Source organism: Salmonella enterica subsp. arizonae, assembly GCF_008692845.1.
GTDB classification, from domain to species: Bacteria; Pseudomonadota; Gammaproteobacteria; order Enterobacterales; family Enterobacteriaceae; genus Salmonella; species Salmonella arizonae.
Genome location: NZ_VXJW01000005.1, coordinates 285,862 through 311,540 on the forward strand (window position 1 = coordinate 285,862; position 25,679 = coordinate 311,540).

Annotated in this window: 21 protein-coding genes; 9 read left to right on the top strand and 12 right to left on the bottom strand. The window is 55.3% G+C overall.

Translation table 11 applies throughout. From position 1 onward, the window contains the following. Window positions 1-214: 214 nt before the first annotated feature. The 8 genes from panC to thpR form a co-directional block, all read right to left on the bottom strand. Complete coding sequence (gene panC / locus F4V61_RS12145; protein ID WP_058344675.1) at window positions 215-1,066, bottom strand: pantoate--beta-alanine ligase; 852 nt, start codon at window positions 1,064-1,066, stop codon at window positions 215-217. Between the two features lie 122 nt (window positions 1,067-1,188). Continuing rightward, window positions 1,189-1,980, bottom strand: coding sequence for a 3-methyl-2-oxobutanoate hydroxymethyltransferase (gene panB, locus F4V61_RS12150; protein ID WP_000805439.1), 792 nt, complete (start codon window positions 1,978-1,980; stop codon window positions 1,189-1,191). A gap of 122 nt (window positions 1,981-2,102) precedes the next feature. Continuing rightward, window positions 2,103-2,582: a 2-amino-4-hydroxy-6-hydroxymethyldihydropteridine diphosphokinase gene (gene folK, locus F4V61_RS12155; RefSeq protein ID WP_000150784.1), complete on the bottom strand. Its 480-nt coding sequence runs from the start codon at window positions 2,580-2,582 to the stop codon at window positions 2,103-2,105. Next, on the bottom strand, window positions 2,579-3,976 hold the full coding sequence (pcnB, locus tag F4V61_RS12160; RefSeq protein ID WP_206730753.1) for a polynucleotide adenylyltransferase PcnB: 1,398 nt from the start codon (window positions 3,974-3,976) through the stop codon (window positions 2,579-2,581). Before pcnB ends, folK begins: the two co-directional genes overlap by 4 nt. A gap of 161 nt (window positions 3,977-4,137) precedes the next feature. Next, entirely contained in the window at window positions 4,138-5,034 is an 897-nt protein-coding gene (gene gluQRS, locus F4V61_RS12165; protein WP_024132003.1) for a tRNA glutamyl-Q(34) synthetase GluQRS, read from the bottom strand. A gap of 68 nt (window positions 5,035-5,102) precedes the next feature. After that, window positions 5,103-5,558 (bottom strand): RNA polymerase-binding protein DksA, encoded by a 456-nt coding sequence (gene dksA, locus F4V61_RS12170; RefSeq protein ID WP_001155232.1) that lies wholly within the window; start codon window positions 5,556-5,558, stop codon window positions 5,103-5,105. A 176-nt stretch (window positions 5,559-5,734) separates the two neighbouring features. Then, complete coding sequence (sfsA, locus tag F4V61_RS12175) at window positions 5,735-6,439, bottom strand: DNA/RNA nuclease SfsA (RefSeq protein ID WP_038396933.1); 705 nt, start codon at window positions 6,437-6,439, stop codon at window positions 5,735-5,737. 16 nt (window positions 6,440-6,455) lie between these two features. Then, complete coding sequence (thpR, locus tag F4V61_RS12180; RefSeq protein ID WP_079799285.1) at window positions 6,456-6,986, bottom strand: RNA 2',3'-cyclic phosphodiesterase; 531 nt, start codon at window positions 6,984-6,986, stop codon at window positions 6,456-6,458. A 72-nt stretch (window positions 6,987-7,058) separates the two neighbouring features. On the opposite strand from thpR, the gene hrpB reads away from it, so the two are divergent. The 6 genes from hrpB to fhuB all read left to right on the top strand — a co-directional run bounded on the left by hrpB (window position 7,059) and on the right by fhuB (window position 18,400). Next, complete coding sequence (hrpB, locus tag F4V61_RS12185; RefSeq protein WP_058819650.1) at window positions 7,059-9,488, top strand: ATP-dependent helicase HrpB; 2,430 nt, start codon at window positions 7,059-7,061, stop codon at window positions 9,486-9,488. A gap of 139 nt (window positions 9,489-9,627) precedes the next feature. Then, window positions 9,628-12,147, top strand: coding sequence for a bifunctional glycosyl transferase/transpeptidase (gene mrcB, locus F4V61_RS12190; RefSeq protein ID WP_000918114.1), 2,520 nt, complete (start codon window positions 9,628-9,630; stop codon window positions 12,145-12,147). A 293-nt stretch (window positions 12,148-12,440) separates the two neighbouring features. Continuing rightward, window positions 12,441-14,684 carry a ferrichrome porin FhuA gene (gene fhuA, locus F4V61_RS12195; RefSeq protein WP_079827778.1) on the top strand — a complete coding sequence of 748 codons (2,244 nt, stop codon included), beginning with the start codon at window positions 12,441-12,443 and terminating at the stop codon, window positions 14,682-14,684. A 49-nt stretch (window positions 14,685-14,733) separates the two neighbouring features. After that, window positions 14,734-15,531, top strand: a complete 798-nt coding sequence (gene fhuC, locus F4V61_RS12200; protein ID WP_038396929.1) for a Fe3+-hydroxamate ABC transporter ATP-binding protein FhuC — start codon at window positions 14,734-14,736, stop codon at window positions 15,529-15,531. Next, window positions 15,531-16,421 carry a Fe(3+)-hydroxamate ABC transporter substrate-binding protein FhuD gene (fhuD, locus tag F4V61_RS12205; protein WP_080161255.1) on the top strand — a complete coding sequence of 297 codons (891 nt, stop codon included), beginning with the start codon at window positions 15,531-15,533 and terminating at the stop codon, window positions 16,419-16,421. Before fhuC ends, fhuD begins: the two co-directional genes overlap by 1 nt. Then, entirely contained in the window at window positions 16,418-18,400 is a 1,983-nt protein-coding gene (gene fhuB, locus F4V61_RS12210) for a Fe(3+)-hydroxamate ABC transporter permease FhuB (protein WP_079827780.1), read from the top strand. Before fhuD ends, fhuB begins: the two co-directional genes overlap by 4 nt. A gap of 92 nt (window positions 18,401-18,492) precedes the next feature. On the opposite strand, the gene hemL is transcribed toward fhuB, so the two are convergent. After that, window positions 18,493-19,773 (bottom strand): glutamate-1-semialdehyde 2,1-aminomutase, encoded by a 1,281-nt coding sequence (gene hemL / locus F4V61_RS12215; RefSeq protein WP_038396927.1) that lies wholly within the window; start codon window positions 19,771-19,773, stop codon window positions 18,493-18,495. A 169-nt stretch (window positions 19,774-19,942) separates the two neighbouring features. Here hemL and clcA point away from each other — a divergent pair, with 169 nt between their 5' ends. Together clcA and erpA are read left to right on the top strand one after the other, a co-directional pair. Further along, window positions 19,943-21,364 carry a H(+)/Cl(-) exchange transporter ClcA gene (clcA, locus tag F4V61_RS12220; protein ID WP_079827782.1) on the top strand — a complete coding sequence of 474 codons (1,422 nt, stop codon included), beginning with the start codon at window positions 19,943-19,945 and terminating at the stop codon, window positions 21,362-21,364. Between the two features lie 80 nt (window positions 21,365-21,444). After that, the gene (gene erpA, locus F4V61_RS12225; RefSeq protein WP_001278668.1) at window positions 21,445-21,789 is read left to right on the top strand and encodes an iron-sulfur cluster insertion protein ErpA; all 345 of its coding nucleotides are present in this window, start codon (window positions 21,445-21,447) and stop codon (window positions 21,787-21,789) included. 118 nt (window positions 21,790-21,907) lie between these two features. Here erpA and F4V61_RS12230 read toward each other — a convergent pair whose 3' ends face one another. The 3 genes from F4V61_RS12230 to mtnN are packed head-to-tail and all read right to left on the bottom strand — an operon-like array spanning window position 21,908 to window position 24,053. Beyond that, a complete protein-coding gene (locus tag F4V61_RS12230; protein WP_000964232.1) occupies window positions 21,908-22,525 on the bottom strand; it encodes a TRIC cation channel family protein in 618 nt (205 codons plus the stop codon). 36 nt (window positions 22,526-22,561) lie between these two features. Further along, entirely contained in the window at window positions 22,562-23,362 is an 801-nt protein-coding gene (gene btuF / locus F4V61_RS12235; protein ID WP_001118844.1) for a vitamin B12 ABC transporter substrate-binding protein BtuF, read from the bottom strand. Further along, the gene (gene mtnN, locus F4V61_RS12240) at window positions 23,355-24,053 is read right to left on the bottom strand and encodes a 5'-methylthioadenosine/S-adenosylhomocysteine nucleosidase (protein WP_000689860.1); all 699 of its coding nucleotides are present in this window, start codon (window positions 24,051-24,053) and stop codon (window positions 23,355-23,357) included. Before mtnN ends, btuF begins: the two co-directional genes overlap by 8 nt. 85 nt (window positions 24,054-24,138) lie before the next feature. Here mtnN and dgt point away from each other — a divergent pair, with 85 nt between their 5' ends. Further along, window positions 24,139-25,656, top strand: coding sequence for a dGTPase (dgt, locus tag F4V61_RS12245; RefSeq protein WP_038396926.1), 1,518 nt, complete (start codon window positions 24,139-24,141; stop codon window positions 25,654-25,656). The last annotated feature ends 23 nt before the right edge of the window (window positions 25,657-25,679 follow it).

The following is a 25,679-nucleotide window of genomic DNA, read 5'->3' on the forward strand; positions in this document are numbered from 1 at the left end:
AAAAACACTGGCCACGGCAATTTGCGAAGGGATACAGGAAAGTAAACGCGAAGCCCTGGGCAAGGCAAAAGTGAGGAGCGACGTAATATCGCCCGCTGTATGTTGGAGTGTGGAATGACGCGTGAGGCGGCAGCACAGATAACCACTTTAACGGATGATGAGATCGGACAGATAATCCGCTGGCGCTAGCGGTGGGTGCACCAGCGGCGACTATTCAGGATAGTTCTATAATTTTATTGTCGATAAGCCGCGCTTGTCCCAGCCATGCGGACATCAGGATCACCGCGCGTTTACTGGCGTCCGTTAGTTCGAATAGCGTGTCGGCATCGCGGATCTGGATATCATCAGGGCGAAAGCCTTTTTCATTTAACTCCTGGCCTGCGATGGCAATCATCTCTTCAAGGTCGCGCTCCCCGGCCTGTAATTTTTCGCCTAAGTCACTCATCACTTTATATAAACCCGGCGCTATCTTACGTTGTTCCGCCGTCAGGTAACCGTTACGCGAGCTAAGCGCTAAGCCATCTTTAGCGCGAACGATAGGCACGCCGACGATCTCAATGTCGTAGCCCATATCGGCAACCATTTTGCGGATAAGCTGAAGTTGCTGGAAATCCTTCTCGCCAAAGCAGGCGATGTCTGGTTGTACCAGATTGAACAATTTGCTGACAATCGTGGAAACGCCGCGGAAATGGCCCGGACGGCTGGCGCCTTCCAGCATGGTGGAAAGACCGGGAACCTCAACATAAGTTTGTCCTTCCGTACCCTGCGGATAGATCTGGTCCGGGGACGGGGTAAATATAATATCGACTTTGCGCTTATTGAGCTTTTCGCAGTCTTCCTGCAACGTGCGCGGATAGCGCGCCAGGTCGTCAGGGCGATCAAACTGCATCGGGTTGACGAAGATACTGGCCACTACCACATCGGCGCGGTCTTGAGCTTCATCAACGAGTTTCATATGTCCATCATGCAAGTTACCCATCGTTGGCACCAGCGCAATACGTTTGCCTTCCAGACGCAAACGGCGGATATGCTGGCGCAGCAGCGGCAGGGTTTCAATAATTAACACAACGTGACTCCTTGAGTTGCCTGATAGCCTGTAGGCCTGATAAGCATAGCGCCATCAGGCATTTGGGCTGGTGGCGACGCAAAAGCATCCTGCCCGGCCTACAAATGCTCTCAGTCGGAAAATTAATGGAAACTGTGTTCTTCGCCCGGATAAACGCCGGACGCGACTTCAGATATATACTGCCGTACTGCGGCGCGTATGTCGCCCGCCGTGCTAAGGAAATTTTTCGCAAATTTAGGGATATGCCCGCCGGTAATGCCGAAGGCGTCATGCATGACGAGGATTTGTCCGTCGGTGACGTTGCCCGCGCCGATGCCAATCACCGGAATCGACAACGCTTCGGTCACACGTTTCGCCAGCTCAACCGGTACGCACTCCAGCACCAATAGCTGTGCGCCCGCGCCTTCCAGCGCCAGAGCATCGCTGAGCAGTTGATCACCCGCATCACCGCGGCCCTGAACTTTGTAACCGCCAAAAATATTGACCGACTGCGGTGTCAGCCCCAGATGAGCACACACCGGTACAGCGCGCTCGGTGAGCATTTTCACGGTATCGACCAGCCAGGCGCCGCCTTCAATTTTGACCATATTCGCGCCTGCGCGCATCATGGTCGCCGCGTTTGCAAATGCCTGCTCTGGTGTGGCATACGCCATAAATGGCAGGTCGGAGAGCAGCAGGCAGTTCGGCGCGCCTCGCCGTACTGCGCGGGTATGGTAGGCAATGTCTTCTACGGTAACGGGCAGGGTGGAGTCGTGACCTTGTATCGTCATGCCGAGTGAGTCGCCGACCAGCATCACACTCAGCCCTTCATCGGCGAACAGTTTGGCAAAACTGTAATCGTAAGCGGTAATGGTGGCGAAGCGTTTTTTTTCTTGCTTATACTTTTGCAGCAGGGCAATAGTGGTGGGTTTCATAACGTTTCCTAATGGTAAATATTATATTTACCGGCATTCTAGCAGTCATATTCAGAGGGGCAATTGATTTAAGCAATCGATTGGCATGAGAGCAGTAAACGCTAAAGAAAGGGGCATATCCTTTACCAGGCGACAGGTTTTTCTACAGCCAGAAGCATGAGTTGTTGTCTTAGGGGGAGTCCGTCTGGAAAAATCAGATCGGGAGCAATTTCAAACAGCGGCCACAGCATAAAGCCACGGTTTTTCATATCGTAGTGCGGCACCGTCAGACGTTGGGTGTTAATGACTTCATCACCGAACAGCATAATATCGAGATCCAGCGTTCGCGGTCCCCAGCGTTCGGCTTTACGTATGCGGCCCTGCTGTAGTTCAATACGCTGGGTATGATTCAGCAAGTCTTCTGCGGTAAGCGCCGTATCCAGTGCGACGGCGGCATTTAAATAGTCTGGCTGATTCTGTGGGCCAAGCGGCGGCGTGCGGTAAAACGAAGAGACCGCGACGATACGGCTATCGGGAATGCCGGCGATAGCCTTCAGGGCGGCATTGACCTGCTCCAGCGGAGAGGCCTGGTTACTGCCAAGCGCGATATACGCGATCGTCATGCAGCGCCCTCGCGACGCGGCGCTTTCCGGCGCGGACGATGCCGGCGGCGACGTGGCGCAGGATCGTCGTCCAGCTCGTTAAGCATCCCTTTTTGTTCCGGCGGCGCGGAAGCCTGAAACTCGCCCCACCACTGCGCCAGACGTTGCAGTTCAGTATTCTTTTCCACCTGAGCGCGCAGTTCCAGCAAGTCAAACGCGGCGCGGAATTTCGGATGTTCCATCAGTTTCCAGGCGCGTTTACCCTGACGTCGCGACATTCGTAACTGAAGCTGCCAGATATCACGGGTAAGCGTGGTAAGACGTTTCGGGATCGCCAGAGAACGGCAGGCTTCATCCAGCACGTCATTCATGGCCAGCGCGAAAGCATCGTAATAGGCCAGACCGCTCTCCTGAGCGATTTTTTGCGCCATCTCCAGCAGCGGATACCAGAACATGGCGGCAAACAAAAATGCCGGATTAACGCGCATCTCGTTACGGATGCGGTTATCCGTATTCTTCAACACCTGCGCAATGATGCGTTCCATTGCGCTGTCGCCGTTTTCGGTAAAATAACGCGTAATGGTGGGAAACAACGGCTGGAAAAGGTTGTACTCCCGCAGTTGTTGATAGGTTTCAAAGCCGTTCCCCGCCTGCAACAGCTTCAGCGACTCTTCGAACAGACGCGCGGGAGGAATGTCGTTTAGCAAGGCCGCCAGACGCGGGATCGGCTCGGCGGTTTCAGAGCTGATACGCATATTGAGCTTTGCAGCGAAACGTACGGCGCGCAGCATCCGGACCGGATCTTCGCGGTAACGCGTTTCCGGATTGCCGATCAGACGAATCACGCCTTCTTTTAGATCCTGCATTCCGCCGACGTAATCGCGCACGGTAAAATCCGCCACGCTGTAGTAAAGGCTGTTGATGGTGAAGTCGCGGCGCTGGGCATCTTCTTCGATAGAGCCGAAGATATTATCGCGCAGCAGCATACCGTTTTGCCCACGCTGGGAGGTGGTACGGTCGCTTTCACTGCCTTCATGATGACCACGAAACGTCGCCACTTCGATAATTTCCGGACCAAACATGACGTGAGCCAGGCGGAAACGGCGCCCCACCAGACGACAATTTCGGAATAATTTCCGCACCTGATCCGGCGTAGCGTTGGTGGTCACGTCGAAATCCTTCGGCTTTTTGCCGAGCAGGAGATCGCGGACGCCGCCGCCGACCAGGTAGGCTTCATAGCCCGCTTTGTTCAGCCTGTACAGTACCTTGAGGGCATTTTCACTGATATCTTTGCGGGAGATAGCGTGCTGTTCACGCGGGATAATCGTCATATGTGGACGGGCGACGGCTTGCTCTGCCTCGCTCTCCTCGCGGCTTAACACCTTACGGCAAAAATTAGCGACTCGGGTAAAAATAGCGCACCTCGGTAGTGTCATACATTAATAAGATCCACTTACTCTATGTCTTTCGCATTACGGCAGACGGGCTAAAAGAACGACGCGCCCCAAGGCTGTAAGCATCATTAACGCCGCAGCAATGCGAAAGACGATGAGTAAAAATAGCGGCTAATCATAGCTCAGCGAGACGCATTTGAGAATGCCGGATTTACATTAGCCGATGTGGGTACGGCTGTAAGCCTCCAGTGAGCCACCGCAAAACGCAGTAATTGCTCAACAGACATCTCCTGCCACGGTACGACGGCGCGCTGGCCTAAAAAGCGTAATGCCTGGACAAGTACCGGGCGCGGGTCGCCTGTCGGAAGCGCAGGAGCATGATTCTGCTTGGAAAGTTTAGCGCCTTGTTCGTTGCGCGCCAACGGAAGGTGAACGTAATCCGGCGCGCGCCAGCCAAACTGTTTATACAGCGAAAGTTGTCGGACGGTTGGTTCGATTAAATCCGCGCCGCGGACAATCTCCGTCACGCCCTGGAAGTGGTCGTCTACCACTACCGCGAGGTTATAGGCAAACAGCCCATCGCGACGGTGGATGATAAAATCTTCGCCTGCCAGTTGTGGGTCAGCCAGAATATCGCCGCGCAAGGCATCATGGAAACGCATCACCGGATGCTGCTGTTTAATTCTGACGGCGGCATTCTCCGGCCCGTGGCATAACGTCCGGCAATGGCCGTCGTAAATACCGCCCAGACGTTGAATGCGCGAGCGGGGGCAGGTGCAGTAGTAGCTCAGTCCCTGCTCGTGAAGCCAGGCCAGCGCCTCGCGATAGGCCTCATGACGCTGTGATTGCCATAAGATTTCGCCATCCCAGTGCAGGCCGTAATGTTCCAGTTGACGCAGAATGATCGCTGCGGCACCGGGAACTTCACGAGGGGGATCGATATCCTCTATGCGAACACGCCAGACCCCGCCTTGCGCGCGGGCTTGCAGATAGCTGCCGAGGGCAGCGATTAACGAACCGAAATGCAGTTCGCCGGAGGGCGACGGCGCGAAACGGCCAATATAGTGTGAGTCAGTCATGCTGCGGGCAATAAAGAATAAGGCGGGAAAACTCCCGCCTGTCATAAATAGGGTAGAAACGAACGGGATTAACCCGCCATCTGTTTTTCGCGAATCTCAGCCAGCGTTTTGCAGTCGATGCACAGATCGGCTGTCGGACGCGCTTCCAGACGGCGGATACCAATCTCCACCCCGCAGGACTCGCAATAACCGAAGTCTTCATCTTCCACTTTCTTCAGCGTCTTCTCGATCTTTTTGATCAGTTTGCGCTCACGGTCACGATTACGTAACTCCAGGCTAAACTCCTCTTCCTGCGCGGCGCGATCGACCGGATCGGGGAAGTTGGCGGCTTCGTCCTGCATGTGCGTCACAGTGCGATCGACTTCATCCCGGAGTTGATTACGCCATGCTTCAAGAATACGCTTGAAGTGCGATAGCTGGGCTTCGTTCATATACTCTTCGCCCGGTTTCTCCTGGTACGGCTCCACCCCAGCGATGGCGAGAATACTCAGGGACGATGTTTTACGGTTTTGCCCTTCTTGCATGTTGCTTCTCCTTAACACGCACTATCGATCCCCATGTTCGGGGGAAAATCAGGTCGCTATAAATAGCAGATGCTTTTCCGGATAGCAATTATCTAAACGTAACACTTGACAACCCTGTGAGGAAAAGCGTATTTACGCACGCGGCCAGAATACTTAATAATCAGGCTGTTATTCCACTACAACATTATGGGTAGTGATTTGTTCAGCTCCATCTTTGTGGCTGAAAGTTCTGCTTTATAAGCTAAAACTTCCACACCTTTATTCTGAGCCTCGCTCAATAGCTGCGCGTATTTTATATCGATATGACGTGCGGGTGAAAAACGTGTAATGGCGGAGTGCAGCACCGCGAACAACACCACCGCGCGATGACCTGCCGCCGCAACGCCCATCAACTCCCGAAGATGTTTTTGCCCTCGTTCGGTGATGGCGTCGGGAAAATAACCGTTTTCTTTTTCCGCTAACGTGACCGATTTCACTTCAATATAGCAGTCAGGGCGGAAATCTGCCTGTAACATAAAATCTATACGGCTGCGTTCGGCGCCATATTTGACTTCACTTTTCAGAATATTGTACCCCGCCAGCTCCGGCAGGCGATCCTCTTGAATCGCTTCTTTCGTTAACCGGTTCGCCCACAGCGTATTCACGCAAATGAATGCGCCGGATTGCGTTTCAGTTAACTCCCAGGTGTGCGGATATTTGCGTTTAGTATTTTCTGATGTCGAATACCAGACGGTATCGCCAGGCGTGGCGCAGCCGGTCATTGCGCCAGTATTAGGACAGTGCAGCGTGAGCGCCGTACCGTCAAGGGTGATCACATCGGCTAAAAAACGTTTATAGCGCTGAATCAGCGTAGCGCGTTGTAAAGGGGGTGAGAATAGCATCGAAATTCCTTCATGATTATTCGCCCAGCGTCCAGCGCTGCAGTTCGGCGTAGCGGGTACGGCCTTGCCCATACGAAGAGGCGTAAAGCGCAAACGACGTGACCGGGAATGACCAGCAAAAGCCCGGCGGCGGGATAGTCACCGCATGGCTGGCGTCGCGCAGCAGCGTAATATGCGGGTGAAAAGGCGGCGGGCTTTGGTAACAACCGCTGCGGGCGGCCTGCGCGCGTAGCATATTCGCCAACTGTAACAACCCGCGCGGCGGCTGGCGCATCCCCAGCCACACAACGCGCGAACGCAGCCACTGACCGGCGTCATCCAGATGTAGCATAAAGCCCGGCTGGCGAATTCGTCCGGCCAACTGCGCAAGCGCGCGCTGCTTATCGTCACTGACGTCGCCTAAAAAGGCCAGCGTCAGGTGTAGGTTCGCCGCCGCGACGGGACGCCCGTCTTCAGACGCAAAATGGGCGGCGCGCCAGGCGATAATTTGCGCGCGCGCCTCGTCGGGTAAGTCAATGGCAAAAAAAAGCCGTTTTGGCTCAGACATAGGGATACTCGGTTATGGATTAACACGATGCTACAATGCGGCGCAAAGAAAGTTAACCCCGTGGAGCCGTTTGTGACGTCATTGCCCGTTGCCGCCGTATTGCCTGAATTGTTGACAGCCCTAAAAACCGCGCCGCAGGTTTTGTTGTCCGCGCCTACCGGGGCGGGAAAATCTACCTGGCTGCCGCTGCAACTCCTGCAACAAGGTCCGGTTGCTGGAAAAATTCTCCTGCTTGAACCGCGTCGTCTGGCGGCGCGTAATGTCGCGCAGCGTCTGGCGGAAGGGTTGAATGAAAAGCCTGGCGAAACGGTAGGTTACCGGATGCGCGCGCAAAACTGCGTGGGGCCGCATACCCGGCTGGAGGTGGTGACAGAAGGCGTATTGACCAGAATGATCCAGCGCGATCCCGAATTAAGCGGCGTGGGGCTGGTAATACTGGATGAGTTTCATGAGCGCAGTTTGCAGGCGGATTTAGCTCTGGCGCTGCTGCTGGATATCCAGCAAGGGCTCCGTGACGATCTCAGGCTGTTAATTATGTCTGCGACGCTGGATAACGACAGGCTTTGCCAACGGCTGCCCGATGCGCCGACGATCGTCTCGCAGGGACGCGCGTTTCCGGTGGAGCGACGTTATCAGCCGCTTGCGGCGCATCTGCGTTTTGATGAGGCCGTCGCGATGGCGACAGCGGAACTGCTGCGCAATGAAAGCGGCTCGCTACTGCTATTTTTACCCGGTGTAGGCGAAATTCAGCGCGTCCATGAACATCTGGCGTCGCGGGTTGGGAGCGATGTCCTGCTTTGTCCGCTGTATGGCGCATTGTCTCTGGAAGCGCAGCGCAAAGCGATTATTCCCGCGCCGGCCGGGATGCGTAAAGTTGTTTTGGCGACTAACATTGCCGAAACCAGTTTGACGATTGAAGGCATTCGTCTGGTGGTTGATAGCGCTCAAGAGCGCGTAGCGCGATTCGACGCGCGAACGGGACTGACGCGGCTGGTTACGCAGCGTATAAGTCAGGCCTCAATGACGCAGCGCGCGGGGCGCGCCGGACGACTGGCGCCGGGTATCTGTTTACATCTGCTGGCAAAAGAACAGGCGGAGCGGGCGGCAGCGCAAAGCGAACCGGAAATCTTACAAAGCGATCTCTCCGGTTTGTTGATGGAGGTGTTGCAGTGGGGATGTCACGATCCGGCATCGCTTTTCTGGCTGGATATGCCGCCGGAAGCGAATCTCCAGGCCGCCCGTCGTTTATTAGTGATGTTAGGCGCGCTGGAGGGCGATCGATTAAGCGCGCGGGGCCGGAAAATGGCGGCAACAGGTAACGATCCGCGCCTGGCGGCGATGTTAGTCAACGCCGGCGAGGGCGATAGCGCCGCCACCGCCGCCAGGCTCGCGGCAATCCTTGAAGAACCGCCGCGCGGCGGCGGTACGGATTTAAGCGAGGTATTTTCGCGGCGACAGCCGGGCTGGCAGCAGCGCAGCCAGCAACTTTTAAAACGGCTGCAGGTGCGCAATGGCGAGCCGGATAGCGCGCTTATCGCGCCGCTGCTGGCTGGCGCATTCAGCGACCGCATCGCGCGGCGTCGCGGTCTGGAAGGGCGCTATCAGTTGGCCAATGGCATGGGGGCGATGCTGGATGCGGATGACGCGTTGGGACGTCATGAATGGCTTATCGCGCCGCTGTTGCTGCAAGGCAGCGCCTCGCCGGACGCCCGAATATTGTTGGCGCAGCCGCTGGATATCGCCTCGCTGATTCAGGCGTGTCCTGATTTGCTGCGCCAGTCCGACACGATTGAATGGGACGAAGCGCAGGGAACGTTGAAAGCGTGGCGCAGAATATGTATTGGGCAGTTGACGGTTAACGTCCAGCCGCTGGCGAAGCCATCTGAAGAGGAGCTTCATCAGGCGATGCTGAACGGCATCCGCGATAAAGGTCTGGCGGTACTCAACTGGACGCCGGAAGCGGAGCAGTTCCGCCTGCGTCTGCATTGCGCGGCGAAATGGCTGCCGGAATATGACTGGCCCCCCGTGGATGAGGCGTCGCTGCTGGCGACGCTGGAGCGCTGGTTGCTGCCGCACATGACCGGCGTACAATCATTACGCGGACTGAAATCTCTGAATGTGAATCAGGCGTTACGGGGACTGCTTGACTATCCCATGCTGCAACGTCTGGATAGTGAGCTGCCTGGGCATTACACTGTGCCGACGGGAAGCCGAATAGCGATTCGTTATCATGAAGATAACCCGCCCGCACTGGCGGTCAGGATGCAGGAAATGTTCGGCGAGGCCAGTACGCCGACGCTTGCGCAGGGGCGGGTGCCGCTGGTGCTGGAACTGCTTTCGCCTGCGCAGCGACCGCTACAGATTACCCGCGATTTAAGCGCTTTCTGGCAGGGCGCATATCGGGAAGTGCAAAAAGAGATGAAGGGCCGTTACCCCAAACATGTCTGGCCGGACGATCCGGCGAATACGGCCCCAACGCGGCGCACGAAGAAGTATTCGTGACGTGTTATACGTTGCCTCCAGGCCAGATAAGGCGTTAATCGCCATCCGGCAAAAGGTAAATTGAGAGATTTCTTCTTCTGTCGCCTGGCGGAAGAATAGAGAATCGGGCCCTTGCGCCTGTATGTTGCGGAGAAAAAGCATGGCGGGGAATGACCGCGAGCCGATTGGACGTAAAGGGAAACCGTCGCGTCCTGTGAAACAAAAGGTGAGCCGTCGTCGGCAGCATGACGACGATTATGATGATGACTATGAGGATGAAGAACCGATGCCGCGTAAAGGTAAGGGCAAAGGGCGTAAGCCTCGTGGCAAGCGCGGCTGGCTGTGGCTATTGCTAAAACTGTTTATCGTTTTTGTGGTGCTGTTCGCCATTTACGGCGTCTATCTGGATCAAAAAATCCGCAGCCGTATTGATGGCAAGGTCTGGCAGCTACCGGCGGCGGTATATGGCCGTATGGTGAACCTTGAGCCAGACATGCCCGTCAGCAAAAACGAGATGGTGAAATTGCTGGAAGCCACGCAGTATCGTCTGGTGACGAAGATGACCCGTCCTGGCGAATTTACCGTGCAGGCCAATAGCATTGAGATGATTCGTCGACCGTTTGACTTCCCGGACAGTAAAGAAGGGCAGGTGCGCGCGCGGCTGACTTTCGATGACGGGCGTCTGGAAACCATCGTCAATCTGGATAACAATCGCCAGTTTGGCTTCTTCCGCCTCGATCCGCGGCTTATCACCATGCTTTCTTCGCCAAATGGCGAGCAGCGTTTATTCGTCCCGCGCAGCGGTTTCCCGGATCTGCTGGTCGATACGCTGTTGGCGACGGAAGACCGTCATTTCTATGAGCATGATGGCATTAGCCTTTACTCCATCGGGCGTGCGGTGCTGGCTAACCTGACGGCGGGACGCACGGTGCAGGGGGCCAGTACACTGACCCAACAGCTAGTGAAGAACCTGTTCCTCTCCAGCGAAAGATCATACTGGCGTAAAGCGAATGAAGCCTACATGGCGCTGATCATGGATGCCCGCTACAGCAAAGATCGTATTCTTGAGCTGTACATGAACGAGGTCTACCTCGGTCAAAGCGGGGATAATGAAATTCGCGGTTTCCCGCTGGCGAGCCTGTATTACTTTGGTCGTCCGGTAGAGGAACTGAGCCTCGATCAGCAGGCGTTACTGGTAGGGATGGTGAAAGGGGCGTCGATTTATAACCCGTGGCGCAACCCTAAACTGGCGCTGGAGCGCCGTAACCTGGTGCTACGCCTGCTACAGCAGCAGAAAATCATCGATCAGGAACTCTATGACATGCTGAGCGCGCGTCCGCTTGGCGTACAGCCGCGCGGCGGCGTTATTTCACCGCAGCCTGCGTTTATGCAGATGGTTCGTCAGGAACTGCAGGCGAAGCTGGGGGATAAAATTAAAGATCTCTCCGGCGTGAAGATCTTCACCACCTTTGATCCCGTGGCGCAGGATGCCGCAGAGAAAGCCGTTGTCGAAGGCATTCCGGCGTTGAAGAAGCAGCGTAAATTGAGCGATCTGGAAACCGCGATGGTGGTGGTGGATCGCTTTAGCGGCGAGGTGCGAGCGATGGTTGGCGGGGCGGAGCCGCAGTATGCCGGCTATAACCGCGCCATGCAGGCGCGTCGTTCCATCGGGTCGCTGGCGAAACCGGCCACCTATCTGACTGCGCTAAGTCAGCCGAACTTATACCGACTGAACACCTGGATTGCCGATGCGCCGATTTCTCTGCGCCAGCCGAATGGTCAGATCTGGTCGCCGCAGAACGACGATCGTCGCTACAGCGAAAGCGGGAAAGTGATGCTGGTGGATGCGTTAACTCGCTCGATGAACGTACCGACGGTCAATCTGGGGATGGCGTTAGGTTTACCGGCGGTAACCGATACCTGGATGAAGCTCGGCGTGCCGAAAGATCAGCTCAATCCGGTTCCGGCTATGCTGTTAGGGGCGCTGAACCTGACGCCGATCGAAGTGGCGCAAGCGTTTCAGACTATCGCCAGCGGCGGTAATCGCGCGCCGTTATCAGCGCTGCGTTCGGTCATTGCGGAAGATGGTAAGGTGCTGTACCAAAGTTATCCGCAGGCTGAGCGCGCCGTACCGGCACAGGCGGCTTACCTGACGCTCTGGACAATGCAACAGGTCGTTCAGCGTGGTACGGGGCGTCAGCTTGGCGCAAAATATCCGGGTCTGCATCTGGCGGGTAAAACCGGGACGACAAACAACAATGTCGATACCTGGTTTGCCGGTATCGACGGCAGCCAGGTGACTATCACCTGGGTAGGCCGTGATAACAACCAGCCGACGAAACTGTACGGTGCCAGCGGCGCGATGGCGATTTACCAGCGCTATCTGGCGAACCAGACGCCGACGCCTTTAGTTCTGACGCCGCCGGAAGATGTAGTGGATATGGGCGTTGATTACGACGGTAATTTTGTCTGTAGCGGCGGTATGCGAACTCTGCCGGTCTGGACGGACGATCCGAATACGCTGTGCCAGCAGGGCGAGATGATGCAGCAACAGCAGCCGTCAGGTAATCCGTTTGATCAGTCGTCTCAGCCGCAGCAGCCTGCGCAGCAACAGCCGCCAAAAGAAGAGAAGAGCGACGGCGTTGCTGGCTGGATTAAGGAGATGTTCGGCGGTAATTAATCACTATAATGGTGCCGGGGGGCGCTGCGCTTACCCGGCCTACGCTATTACCAGCACATTAACCGCTCCCGTAGGCCGGATAAGACGCTAGCGTCGCCATCCGCAAATCGCCCATAAATAACATTCCAGCTTAATTTATTAAACCTTTCTTTTCATCTGGTTGTTTCTTAACCCCTTAGTTTTCGTAGGGGCGCGTATCGCTTGCCATTGCGGTTATATTTCGCCTATTATGCTGCGGTTATAATAATAATTCTCGTTTACGTTATCATTCACTTTTCATCAGAGATATACCAATGGCGCGTCTTAAAACTGCTCAGCCAAACTCCTCACTGCGTAAAATCGCAGTTGTAGTAGCCACAGCGGTTAGCGGCATGTCTGTCTACGCACAGGCGGCGGTTCAACCGAAAGAAGAAACTATCACCGTAACCGCAGCGCCTGCCCCGCAGGAAAGCGCCTGGGGACCGGCGGCTACCATTGCCGCGAGACAATCCGCTACCGCGACCAAAACGGACACGCCGATTCAAAAGGTTCCACAGTCTATTTCCGTCGTTACTGCCGAAGAGATGGCTCTGCATCAGCCAAAGTCGGTTAAAGAAGCGTTGAGCTATACTCCTGGCGTCGCTGTGGGGACTCGCGGCGCGTCTAATACTTATGACTACCTGATCATTCGCGGTTTCGCCGCCGACGGCCAAAGCCAGAATAACTATCTGAATGGCCTTAAGATGCAGGGCAACTTCTATAATGACGCGGTGATCGACCCTTATATGCTGGAGCGTGCGGAAGTGATGCGCGGTCCGGTTTCTGTTCTCTACGGAAAAAGTAGCCCTGGCGGTTTGCTAAATATGGTTAGCAAGCGCCCGACCACAGAGCCGCTAAAAGAAGTCCAATTTAAGATGGGTACCGACAGTCTTTTCCAGACTGGCTTTGACTTCAGCGATGCGCTGGATGAAGATGGCGTATATTCTTATCGTTTAACTGGCCTGGCGCGTTCCGCCAACGCGCAGCAGGATCGTGCGGAAGAACAGCGCTATGCGATTGCGCCAGCGTTCACCTGGCGTCCGGATGAGAAAACGAACTTTACGCTCCTCTCTTATTTCCAGAACGAACCGGAGACCGGCTACTACGGCTGGTTGCCGAAAGAAGGAACGGTTGAGCCGTTGCCAAACGGTAAACGTCTACCCACCGATTTTAACGAAGGGGCTAAGAACAATACCTATTCTCGTAATGAGAAGATGGTGGGATATAGCTTTGACCACGAATTCAACGATACCTTTACCGTGCGTCAGAATTTGCGCTATGCCGAGAATAAAGTCGCGCAAAATAGCGTCTATGGTTACGGCGTCTGTTCCGATTCGGCTAACGCCAATAGCAAGCAGTGCGCAGCATTAGCGCCAGCGGACAAAGGCCATTATCTGGCGCGGAAATATGTTGTTGACGATGAGAAGCTACAAAACTTCACTGTCGATACCCAGTTGCAAAGTAAGTTTGCGACCGGTGAGGTAGATCATATCCTGCTAACCGGCGTCGATTTTATGCGTATGCGTAACGATATCAACGCCTGGTTTGGCTACGACGACTCCGTACCTCTGCTTGATCTCTACAACCCGGTGTACACTGATTTCGACTTTGCTTCGCAAGATCCGGCAACATCCGGCCCGTACCAGATTTTGAATAAGCAGAAGCAAACGGGTCTGTACGTCCAGGATCAGGCGCAGTGGAATAAAGTTCTGGTGACGGTGGGGGGGCGTTATGACTGGGCCGATCAGGAATCGCTCAACCGTACTACCAGCGTTACATCTAAACGTGATGATAAGCAGTTCACTTGGCGTGGAGGTGTTAACTATCTTTTTGATAACGGGATAACCCCTTATTTCAGCTATAGCGAATCGTTTGAGCCAGCTTCACAAACGGGAGAGAACGGTAAAATATTTGCGCCTTCAAAAGGTAAGCAGTATGAAGCGGGGGTGAAATATGTACCGAACGATCGTCCAATCGTGATCACCGGTGCTGTCTACCAGTTGACGAAAACCAATAACCTGATGGCCGATCCGAACGGATCGTTTTGGTCTGTAGAAGGCGGTGAAATTCGTTCTCGCGGGGTAGAAATTGAAGCGAAAGCGGCGCTGTCTGCAAGCATCAACGTTGTCGGTTCTTATACTTATACTGATGCCGAATACACGACGGATACAACCTACAAAGGTAATACTCCTGCGCAGGTGCCAAAACATATGGCGTCGCTGTGGGGCGACTACACCTTCTTTGATGGCCCGTTGTCTGGTTTGACGCTGGGAACCGGCGGTCGTCTCACAGGTTCAAGCTATGGCGATCCGGCAAACTCTTTTAAAGTAGGAAGTTATACGGTTGTCGATGCGCTGGTGCGTTATGACCTTGCGCGCGTAGGCATGGCAGGCTCCAACGTCGCGCTCCATGTTAATAACCTGCTTGACCGTGAGTACGTCGCCAGTTGCTTCCAGACCTACGGCTGTTTCTGGGGCGCGGAGCGTCAGGTTATTGCAACGGCAACCTTCCGTTTCTAATCTCTTTTTGGGCACGGCTTGCCGTGCCCGTTTTACAAGTTGGCTTGCAATGCAGGAAAACCACATTCATCCCGATACCACCTTTGCGCTGCGAAGCGTCGCCTTTCGCGTGCCGGGCCGCACGCTTTTACACCCTCTCTCGTTAACCTTCCCTGCGGGTAAAGTGACCGGACTTATCGGCCACAACGGCTCCGGTAAATCCACGCTGTTAAAAATGCTGGGACGCCATCAGCCGCCTTCCGAAGGGGATATTCTGCTCGACAATCAGCCGCTGGCGAGTTGGAGCAGCAAGGCATTTGCCCGTAAAGCCGCGTATCTGCCGCAGCAACTGCCGCAGGCGGAAGGTATGACGGTACGCGAACTGGTGGCGATTGGCCGCTATCCATGGCACGGCGCGCTGGGACGCTTTGGCGTCGCGGACCGGGAAAAAGTAGAAGAGGCGATTACGCTGGTTGGATTAAAACCGCTGGCGCATCGTCTGGTAGACAGTCTTTCCGGCGGCGAGCGTCAGCGCGCGTGGATTGCCATGCTGGTCGCGCAGGACAGCCGTTGTCTGCTGCTGGATGAGCCGACGTCAGCGCTGGATATCGCCCATCAGGTTGACGTGCTGGCGCTGGTGCATCGCTTAAGCCAGCAGCGCGGGTTGACGGTGGTTGCGGTGCTGCACGATATCAATATGGCGGCGCGTTATTGCGACTATCTGGTGGCGCTGCGCGGCGGCGAAATGATTGCGCAAGGAACGCCTGCGGAACTGATGCGCAGTGAAACACTGGAACAGATTTACGGTATCCCGATGGGTATCCTTCCGCATCCGGCGGGCGCTGCACCTGTGAGTTTTGTGTATTAATGCGTGATTTATATCCTCTTACTCGCCGCCGTTTATTAACGGCGATGGCGCTCTCGCCGCTGCTTTGGCAAATGAATACGGCGCAGGCTGCCGCTATCGACCCCCGCCGGATTGTGGCGCTGGAGTGGCTGCCGGTTGAGCTGTTGCTGGCGCTCGGCATTACGCCTTATGGCGTGGCGGACGTGCCAAATTATAAGCTGTGGGTTAGCGAACCGCCGTTGCCGGATTCAGTGATTGATGTAGGTCTTCGCACTGAACCCAATCTTGAACTGCTGACGGAGATGAAGCCGTCGTTTATGGTCTGGTCGGCAGGTTACGGACCCTCGCCGGAGAAACTGGCGCGGATCGCGCCGGGGCGCGGGTTTGATTTTAGCGATGGCAAAAAGCCGCTGGCGGTGGCCCGACGCTCGCTGGTTGAGCTGGCGCAGACGCTGAATCTGGAAGCCGCGGCAGAAAAACATCTGGCGCAATACGATCGTTTCATCGCCAGCCTGAAGCCGCGTTTTATCCGCCGCGGGGGACGTCCGTTACTGATGACGACGCTTATCGATCCGCGGCATATGCTGGTGCTCGGCCCGAATTGCCTGTTCCAGGAGGTGCTCGACGAGTATGGCATCCGTAACGCCTGGCAGGGGGAAACCAACTTTTGGGGCAGTACGGCGGTCAGCATCGATCGGCTGGCGATGTATAAAGAGGCGGATGTAATTTGCTTCGACCACGGGAATCACACCGATATGAATGCGCTGATGGCGACGCCGCTGTGGCAGGCCATGCCGTTTATCCGCGCCGGGCGTTTTCACCGGGTGCCCGCCGTTTGGTTCTATGGCGCGACCCTCTCCACGATGCATTTTGTCCGCATCCTGAATAACGTGCTGGGAGGGAAAGCGTGAATAAACGTGTGGCGCGTTTCCCGGTCTTTCTGCTGGCCGGGCTGTTTATCATCGCGGTCTGGCTTACCTGGACGAATCTCTCCATAGCGCTACCACGCGACCAGTGGCGGCAAGCGATGTGGTCGCCGAATGTAGATGCCATCGGACAGATGATTTTTCATTACAGCCTGCTGCCAAGGCTGGCGATTTCGCTGCTGGTGGGGGCGGGGCTTGGGCTGGTAGGCGTACTGTTCCAGCAAGTATTGCGTAACCCGCTGGCGGAGCCGACCACGCTGGGCGTGGCGACCGGCGCGCAATTGGGGATTACGGTTACTACGCTATGGGCGATTCCCGGCGCGCTGACGACGCAGTTTGCCGCCCTGGCGGGAGCCTGCATCGTCGGCGCGCTGGTGTTTGGCGTGTCGTGGGGCAAGCGCTTGTCGCCCGTGACTCTGATCCTCGCCGGGCTGGTCGTCAGCCTCTATTGCGGGGCAATCAACCAGCTATTGGTGATTTTCCGTCACGATCAGTTGCAAAGCATGTTTTTATGGAGCACCGGAACGCTGACGCAAACCGACTGGAGCGGCGTGCAGCGTTTGTGGCCGCAGTTGGTAGGCGGTGTCATGCTCACCTTATTACTGTTACGTCCGATGACGTTAATGGGGCTGGATGACGGCGTTGCGCGTAATCTGGGGCTGGCGCTGTCTTTAGCGCGTCTGGCGGCGCTGTCGCTGGCGATTGTGTTGAGCGCGCTGTTGGTCAACGCAGTGGGCATTATCGGTTTTATCGGTCTGTTTGCGCCGCTGCTGGCGAAAATGCTTGGCGCAAGACGTCTGCTGGCGCGCCTGATGCTGGCGCCGATCATTGGGGCGCTTATTTTGTGGCTGTCTGACCAGATTATCCTCTGGCTAACCCGCGTATGGATGGAAGTCTCCACAGGGTCGATCACGGCGTTAATTGGCGCGCCGCTACTGCTATGGCTGCTGCCGCGTCTTAAAAGCATGAGCGCGCCGGATATGAACGCCAGCGATCGCGCGGCGGCGGAGCGTCAGCATGTCCTCGCTTTTGCCGTTGCCGGCGGGGCGTTACTGCTGCTGGCGACATTTGTCGCGCTCTCTTTTGGCCGCGATGCGCACGGCTGGACGTGGGCGAGCGGAACGCTGCTTGAAGAACTGATGCCGTGGCGCTGGCCGCGGATACTGGCGGCGTTAATGGCGGGTGTTATGCTGGCGGTGGCGGGCTGTATTATTCAGCGTTTAACCGGTAATCCGATGGCCAGTCCGGAAGTGCTGGGAATCAGCTCCGGGGCAGCGTTTGGCGTGGTGTTGATGCTGTTTCTGGTACCGGGGAACGCCTTCGGCTGGCTGCTGCCTGCCGGAAGTCTTGGCGCGGCGGCGACGCTGTTGATTATTACTCTCGCCGCTGGTCGCGGCGGTTTTTCACCGCAACGGATGCTGTTAGCGGGGATGGCGCTCAGCACGGCTTTCACCATGCTGCTGATGATGCTCCAGGCGAGCGGCGATCCACGCATGGCGGGCGTGCTTACCTGGCTCTCCGGTTCAACCTATAACGCCTCCGGTGAGCAGGTTTTACGTACCGGTATCGTAATGGTTATTCTACTGGCAATGACGCCGCTGTGCCGTCGTTGGTTGACGATTTTACCGATGGGCAGCGACGCCGCGTGCGCGGTGGGCGTGGCGCTCACGCCATCTCGTATTGCGCTGCTGGCGCTGGCGGCTTGTTTGACGGCAACCGCGACGATGACCATTGGACCGTTGAGTTTCGTTGGTCTGATGGCGCCGCATATTGCGCGAATGATGGGGTTTCGTCGGACGATGCCGCATATGGTGATTTCCGCGTTGATTGGCGGTCTGTTGCTGGTGTTTGCGGATTGGTGCGGAAGGATGCTGATGTTCCCGTATCAGGTGCCAGCAGGGCTGCTCTCGACCTTTATCGGCGCGCCGTACTTTATCTATTTGTTGAGGAAGCAGAGCCGATAAAAAGCCGGATGGCGTATGCGCTTATCCGGCCTACCGATAGCGCATTCATATAGGCCGGGTAAGGCGAAGCCGCCACCCGGCAACCACAGCGCTTACAGCTTTGCAAACACCCGACGCGCGGCGTCAATGGTGTTATTAATGTCATCCATGCTGTGTGCGACAGACATAAAGCCAGCTTCAAACGCCGATGGCGCCAGATACACGCCTTCATCCAGCATCAGATGGAAGAAACGCTTAAAGCGTTCAACGTCGCACGCCATCACGTCCTGATAGCAGGTTACGCTCCCGGCGTCGGTGAAGAAAATCCCGAACATGCCGCCGACATGGTTGACGACCAGTGGGATCCCCGCCTCCTGCGCCGCTTCGCGCAGCCCTTCCGCCAGACGAGTGGTAAGTTTATTCAGCGTTTCATGAATACCGGGCTGGGCGACTTCGTTCAGACAGGCGAAACCCGCTGCCATCGCGATCGGGTTGCCGGAAAGGGTGCCCGCCTGGTAAACCGGGCCTGTCGGCGCCAGCGCGTCCATCACATCGCGACGACCGCCAAACGCGCCTACCGGCATCCCGCCGCCGATGATTTTGCCCAAACAGGTTAGGTCCGGCACGACGCCGTAGTAATCCTGGGCGCCTGCCAGCGCTACGCGAAAACCGGTCATCACTTCGTCGATAATCAGCAGTGCGCCGAACTCATCGCACAAAGCCCGCAGGCCCGGCAGGAACTCCGGTAGCGGCGGGACGCAGTTCATATTGCCCGCCACCGGTTCGACGATGATACAGGCGATTTCCTGCGGATATTGTTCAAACGCCGCTCGTACTGACGCCAGATCGTTATAGACGCAGGTCAGGGTATGTTTAGCAAAATCGGCCGGAACGCCCGGCGAGTTCGGCTGACCGAGCGTCAGAGCGCCAGACCCGGCTTTTACCAGCAGGCAGTCTGCGTGGCCGTGGTAACAGCCTTCGAATTTAATGATCTTATCGCGGCCGGTAAAACCACGCGCCAGGCGAATGGCGCTCATGGTCGCTTCGGTGCCGGAGTTCACCATACGCACCATATCCATTGTCGGTACCAGGCTTGTGACCAGTTCCGCCATTTTGACTTCCATTTCGGTTGGCGCGCCGAAGCTCAGTCCCCGCTCGGCGGCTTCGATTACCGCATTACGGATTGCCGGATGATTATGCCCTAGCACCATCGGTCCCCAGGAACCGACATAATCTATATACGCTTTGCCGTCGACATCATAAAGCCAGGCGCCGTCTGCTTTTTCGATAAACAGTGGGGTGCCGCCCACGCCAGTGAAAGCGCGAACAGGGGAGTTCACGCCGCCGGGGATCAGCTCACGCGCTGCGCTATAAAGATTTTCAGACTTACTCATGGAAAGGTTCCTGGTTCGTAGAAAAAGTGAATGCCCGCTATTCTAAGTTATTCAGAGAAGGTTATGAAAGTTTTACGCATTTGAAACAATACGATTTACAGGGGATTTTCACGGCGTTGGCGAGTAGAATGCCGACTTTAGATTTGTATTACCAATTAATGATCTTCTGATGAAAACAGACACTCCCACTTTTGAAGCACAGCAAATCGTGCGTTTACGGCGCGGGCGTTTGATCCGCCGATTAGTGCAGCGGGATAAAACGCCGCTGGCCATTCTGCTCATGGCGGCCGTTGTCGGCACGCTGACCGGACTGGTTGGCGTCGCCTTTGAAAAGGCCGTTTCCTGGGTACAAAACATGCGCATTGGCGCGCTGGTTCAGGTTGCCGATCATGCGTTTTTACTGTGGTCGCTGGCCTTTATCCTTTCGGCTTTACTGGCGATGGTCGGTTACTTTTTGGTGCGAAAATTTGCGCCGGAAGCCGGCGGATCGGGTATCCCGGAAATTGAAGGCGCGCTGGAGGAGCTACGTCCGGTGCGCTGGTGGCGCGTATTGCCGGTGAAGTTTATCGGCGGGATGGGAACGTTGGGCGCGGGAATGGTATTAGGGCGCGAAGGGCCAACGGTGCAAATCGGGGGCAACCTGGGACGCATGGTGCTGGATGTATTTCGTATGCGCAGCGCCGAAGCGCGGCATACGCTGCTGGCGACCGGCGCGGCGGCGGGGCTCTCTGCAGCGTTTAACGCGCCGCTGGCGGGTATCCTGTTTATTATTGAAGAGATGCGTCCGCAGTTTCGCTACAATCTGATTTCGATTAAAGCGGTGTTTACCGGCGTGATCATGTCGAGCATCGTGTTCCGCATATTTAACGGCGAAGCGCCGATTATTGAAGTCGGTAAATTGTCTAACGCCCCGGTTAACACTCTCTGGTTATACCTTGTCCTCGGTATTATTTTCGGCTGCGTCGGGCCGGTATTTAATACGCTGGTGCTGCGTACTCAGGACATGTTTCAACGCTTTCATGGCGGCGAAATTAAAAAATGGGTGTTAATGGGCGGAGCGATCGGCGGCCTGTGCGGTATTTTGGGGCTGATTGAACCGGAAGCGGCAGGCGGCGGATTTAACCTTATTCCTATCGCCGCGGCGGGTAATTTTAGCGTCGGGCTACTGTTATTTATCTTTATTACCCGGGTGGTCACCACGCTGCTTTGCTTTTCTTCCGGCGCGCCGGGGGGGATATTCGCCCCGATGCTGGCGCTGGGAACGCTGCTGGGTACGGCCTTTGGCATGGCGGCGGCAGTGCTTTTCCCGCAGTATCACCTGGAGGCGGGTACCTTTGCGATTGCCGGAATGGGGGCGCTGATGGCGGCGTCGGTGCGCGCCCCGCTGACGGGGATTGTACTGGTGCTGGAGATGACCGATAACTACCAGCTCATTTTGCCAATGATTATCACCTGTCTTGGCGCGACACTATTGGCTCAGTTTTTGGGCGGGAAACCGTTATACTCAACGATCCTGGCACGCACTCTGGCGAAGCAGGACGCGGAGCAGGCGGCGAAAAACCAGAGTACGCCTGCGGGTGAGAATACTTGAACGAATTACCAGGGTATTAGATAATGGCGTTAATATTGGGCTGAAATTTACCCAATGACCCATGTCATTTGGAGCAGAATATGAGTGATGACGTAGCGCTGCCGCTGCAGTTTACCGACGCAGCAGCTAATAAAGTAAAAAGTCTTATCGCTGACGAAGATAACCCGAATCTGAAACTGCGCGTGTATATCACCGGTGGTGGCTGCAGCGGCTTCCAGTACGGTTTCACCTTTGACGATCAGGTTAACGAAGGGGATATGACCATCGAAAAACAGGGCGTTGGCCTGGTGGTTGACCCGATGAGTTTGCAGTATCTGGTCGGTGGTTCGGTAGATTATACTGAGGGTCTGGAAGGCTCCCGCTTCATTGTGACTAACCCGAATGCGAAAAGCACCTGCGGGTGTGGCTCTTCCTTCAGCATCTGATGTATTGCCGGATGTCGGCTTAACGCCTTATCCGGCCTGGGGACACGCTATGGTAGGCCCGGTAAGCGAAGCGCCACCGGGCGCTTTGTTATACCTCATTCGGCCTACAAATTATGCTTCAGTTCTCATCTAAGGCAAAGGTCGGCAATTTCAAGTGCCAGCGTATTGCCGCCAGCCGAATGAACAGCGTGACGACCATGCCCATCATGCTGGCGCTTTCCAGCGGCACTGAAAACGTATAAAACGCGGTGGCGTGAACGATTCCGCCGATAATACAGGCTGTGGCATAAATTTCGGTGCGTAGGATCATGGGAATCTCGCGAGCCAGAACATCGCGAATAATCCCGCCGCCGACGCCGGTAATCACGCCCATACAGACTGCCACTAATGGCCCCGTTTCGGCGAGGAAGGCTTTATTCACTCCAATGCCGACAAACACCGCCAGCCCGACGGCATCCAGTACCGGCAGCATCCATTTCGGCAGACGTCTTGGCTGACGAACCAGCAGGATAGTCAACATACTGGTGACCATGGCGACGACCAGATCGGTAGGATCTTTAACCCAGAATACCGGGCCGTTATCCAGCGCCATATCACGAATTGTCCCGCCGCCGACGGCAGTAACGACGCCGAGCACCAGTACGCCAAACGGATCCATACGTAATTTCCCCGCCAGCAACACGCCAGAGATAGCAAATACAGCCGTGCCTACGATATCCAGCCAATAGACGAGCATTGTCGAATCCCCACTGAGAGCCTGGTGAGGCAGGCTCTAATTCACCTGTGAAAGCGCATTACAGAGTTGTTTTGCGGCGAGGATAATACGCGGGCTTGCGCGTTCAAACCAGTCGCTGTTAAGCGTAATAACCGGAGTTTTTAGCAGGTTTCCCCAGTATTGTTCAATTTTGAGAATTTCGTCCGCTTTTCCGGTTACGATAATGGCCTGGGGATGCCTTGTCAGCACCTGCTCACGGCTGACTTGCGGCCACGGTACGCGGCTGTCAGCGAAGACGTTTTCCCCACCGCAGGTCGTCAGAACCTGATGTTGAATAGACCCTTTACCGCTGGTAAACAGGGGATTCATACCAAACTGAAGAAAAACGCGCTTTTTAGCTTTACTGGCATATTCGGCTTTGAGCGCGGCGTACTCCTTTAGCAACCTCTGCGCCGCCTGGCGAGCCTTTTCCGGCTGCGGGCTCCAGGGGGCCAGTTGACGGAGCGTATCGGCGATCTGTTCGATAGTCACCGCGTCCACCCACATGACCTTAATACCTAGTGAAGTTAGTTGGTTTACCTGGCGTTCCGCATTACCGCCGCGCCAGGCGACAACCAGATCCGGTTTTAGCGCCACAATGCGCTCCAGATTCATTCCCTGCCAGGTAGAGACCTGCTCTATTTTTTGCGCTTCGGGCGGATAGTCGGAATAGCTACTGACGCCAACGGGCGTAATCCCGGCGGCAAAAGCGAGTTCCGTATTGGCGGGAGAGAGGGTAATTACGCGCGGCGCAGCATAAAGCCACACCGGGAGCGTAAGCAGCAGGGCGACCAGCGCCCTGAACATTTGCTTAGCCATGCGCCAGTTTCTGTACCAACGTTTCGACCATCAGAGTCGACTGTTTCGCCGCCACAGCAAGGAATTCGTCAAAGTTGAGGTGCGACTGCTGATCGGCGACGTCAGAGATAGCGCGCACCACCACGAATGGCACCTTGAAGTTATAGCAGACGTGTGCGATAGCGGTAGCCTCCATCTCTACGGCTACTGCGTTGGGGAAGTTATGCCGGATTTTCGCCAGCCCGACGGAGCCGTTAATAAACGCGTCGCCGCTGACGATAAGGCCGCGCACCGCGTTCAGATTCAGTTCTCTGATACAGTATTCCGCAGCGGCGATCAGTTTGTCATCGGCCTTAAATCCTGCTGGGCAGCCCGGTAATTGTCCGTATTCATAGCCGAATGCAGTCACGTCGGCGTCGTGGTAACGCGCTTCGTCAGAGACGACGATATCGCCGACCTTCAGCGTGGATGCCAGACCGCCAGCGGAGCCGGTATTGATGATCACATCCGGTTTGCAGTGCTCCAGAAGCAACGTTGCGCCCAGCGCCGCCGCGACTTTACCAATACCAGATTTCAGTAACGCGACGTCGGTGCCATTCAACTGGCCGGTATAAATTTCGCAGCCGCCCAAAGTGAGCGTCTGACGGTTTTCAATTTTGTCACGCAGCAGCGTAACTTCTTCTTCCATTGCGCCAATGATGCCGATTTTCATAGATTTACTCGCGATAAGTCAGTTTTGAGGGCATAGTTTATCATGCGCTTATGGGGAAGCGTATTTCTCAGGCGGGGGAGAGGATATGGCATCGATCGATTTCCGAAATAAAATTAACTGGCATCGTCGTTATCGTTCACCGCAGGGCGTAAAGACGGAACATGAGATCCTGCGGATTTTTGAAAGCGATCGCGGGCGGATTATCAACTCTCCGGCTATTCGCCGTTTGCAGCAAAAAACGCAGGTATTTCCGCTGGAGCGTAATGCCGCAGTGCGTACTCGTCTGACGCACTCAATGGAAGTTCAGCAGGTGGGACGTTATATCGCGAAAGAGATTTTAAGCCGCCTGAAAGCGCAAAACCAGCTGGAAGAGTATGGTCTGGATGCGCTGACCGGTCCCTTTGAAAGCATTGTAGAAATGGCCTGCCTGATGCACGATATCGGCAATCCGCCGTTCGGCCATTTTGGCGAGGCGGCGATCAATGACTGGTTTCGTCAGCGGTTGTATCCGGAAGATGCGGAAAGTCAGCCGCTCACGCATGACCGCTGTGTGGTTTCTTCGCTACGGTTGCAGGAGGGCGAAGAAAGCCTGAATGATATTCGCCGCAAAGTACGCCAGGATATCTGCCATTTTGAAGGTAATGCGCAGGGGATTCGTCTGGTACATACGCTCATGCGGATGAATCTTACCTGGGCGCAGGTTGGCGGGATTTTAAAATATACACGACCGGCATGGTGGCGAGGACCTGTGCCGGATTCCCATCGTTATTTAATGAAGAAACCGGGCTATTATCTTTCTGAAGAGAAGTATATTGCGAGGTTACGTAAAGAACTTCAGTTAGCGCCTTACAGTCGCTTCCCATTAACGTGGATTATGGAAGCCGCCGATGATATTTCTTATTGTGTTGCCGATCTTGAAGACGCGGTAGAGAAAAGAATCTTTAGCGTTGAGCAGCTTTATCACCATTTATATCACGCGTGGGGCCACCATGAGAAGGATTCGCTGTTTGAGCTGGTGGTGGGAAATGCGTGGGAAAAATCACGCGCCAATACTTTAAGCCGCAGTACCGAAGATCAGTTTTTTATGTATTTACGGGTAAATACATTAAATAAACTGGTGCCGTATGCCGCTCAGCGTTTTATTGATAATTTGCCGCAGATTTTTGCCGGGACATTCAACCAGGCGTTGCTGGAAGATGCCAGCGGTTTTAGTCGCCTACTTGAATTATATAAGAACGTGGCGGTTGAACATGTGTTTAGCCATCCAGACGTAGAGCAGCTTGAACTACAAGGATACCGGGTAATCAGTGGGTTATTAGATATCTATCAGCCGCTATTAAGTATGTCGCTTAACGACTTTAGTGAGCTGGTGGAAAAAGAACGGTTGAAACGCTTTCCTATAGAATCGCGTTTATTTCAGAAACTCTCGACGCGTCATCGTTTGGCCTATGTGGAAGTCGTTAGTAAATTACCAATGGATTCGGCGGAGTATCCGGTGCTGGAATATTATTATCGTTGTCGGTTGGTTCAGGATTATATCAGCGGTATGACTGACCTTTACGCATGGGATGAATATCGGCGCTTGATGGCGGTCGAACAGTAAATGGGCTTTTGTAAAGATGGACA

Excerpts from the sequence above, each read along its gene's own strand:
- panB (WP_000805439.1), bottom strand. The coding sequence starts at position 1,980 with ATGAAACCCACCACTATTGCCCTGCTGCAAAAGTATAAGCAAGAAAAA.
- folK (WP_000150784.1), bottom strand. The coding sequence starts at position 2,582 with ATGACGATCGCGTATATCGCGCTTGGCAGTAACCAGGCCTCTCCGCTG.
- gluQRS (WP_024132003.1), bottom strand. The coding sequence starts at position 5,034 with ATGACTGACTCACACTATATTGGCCGTTTCGCGCCGTCGCCCTCCGGC.
- dksA (WP_001155232.1), bottom strand. The coding sequence starts at position 5,558 with ATGCAAGAAGGGCAAAACCGTAAAACATCGTCCCTGAGTATTCTCGCC.
- sfsA (WP_038396933.1), bottom strand. The coding sequence starts at position 6,439 with ATGCTATTCTCACCCCCTTTACAACGCGCTACGCTGATTCAGCGCTAT.
- thpR (WP_079799285.1), bottom strand. The coding sequence starts at position 6,986 with ATGTCTGAGCCAAAACGGCTTTTTTTTGCCATTGACTTACCCGACGAG.
- mrcB (WP_000918114.1), top strand. The coding sequence starts at position 9,628 with ATGGCGGGGAATGACCGCGAGCCGATTGGACGTAAAGGGAAACCGTCG.
- fhuA (WP_079827778.1), top strand. The coding sequence starts at position 12,441 with ATGGCGCGTCTTAAAACTGCTCAGCCAAACTCCTCACTGCGTAAAATC.
- fhuC (WP_038396929.1), top strand. The coding sequence starts at position 14,734 with ATGCAGGAAAACCACATTCATCCCGATACCACCTTTGCGCTGCGAAGC.
- fhuD (WP_080161255.1), top strand. The coding sequence starts at position 15,531 with ATGCGTGATTTATATCCTCTTACTCGCCGCCGTTTATTAACGGCGATG.
- hemL (WP_038396927.1), bottom strand. The coding sequence starts at position 19,773 with ATGAGTAAGTCTGAAAATCTTTATAGCGCAGCGCGTGAGCTGATCCCC.
- clcA (WP_079827782.1), top strand. The coding sequence starts at position 19,943 with ATGAAAACAGACACTCCCACTTTTGAAGCACAGCAAATCGTGCGTTTA.
- erpA (WP_001278668.1), top strand. The coding sequence starts at position 21,445 with ATGAGTGATGACGTAGCGCTGCCGCTGCAGTTTACCGACGCAGCAGCT.
- F4V61_RS12230 (WP_000964232.1), bottom strand. The coding sequence starts at position 22,525 with ATGCTCGTCTATTGGCTGGATATCGTAGGCACGGCTGTATTTGCTATC.
- btuF (WP_001118844.1), bottom strand. The coding sequence starts at position 23,362 with ATGGCTAAGCAAATGTTCAGGGCGCTGGTCGCCCTGCTGCTTACGCTC.
- mtnN (WP_000689860.1), bottom strand. The coding sequence starts at position 24,053 with ATGAAAATCGGCATCATTGGCGCAATGGAAGAAGAAGTTACGCTGCTG.
- dgt (WP_038396926.1), top strand. The coding sequence starts at position 24,139 with ATGGCATCGATCGATTTCCGAAATAAAATTAACTGGCATCGTCGTTAT.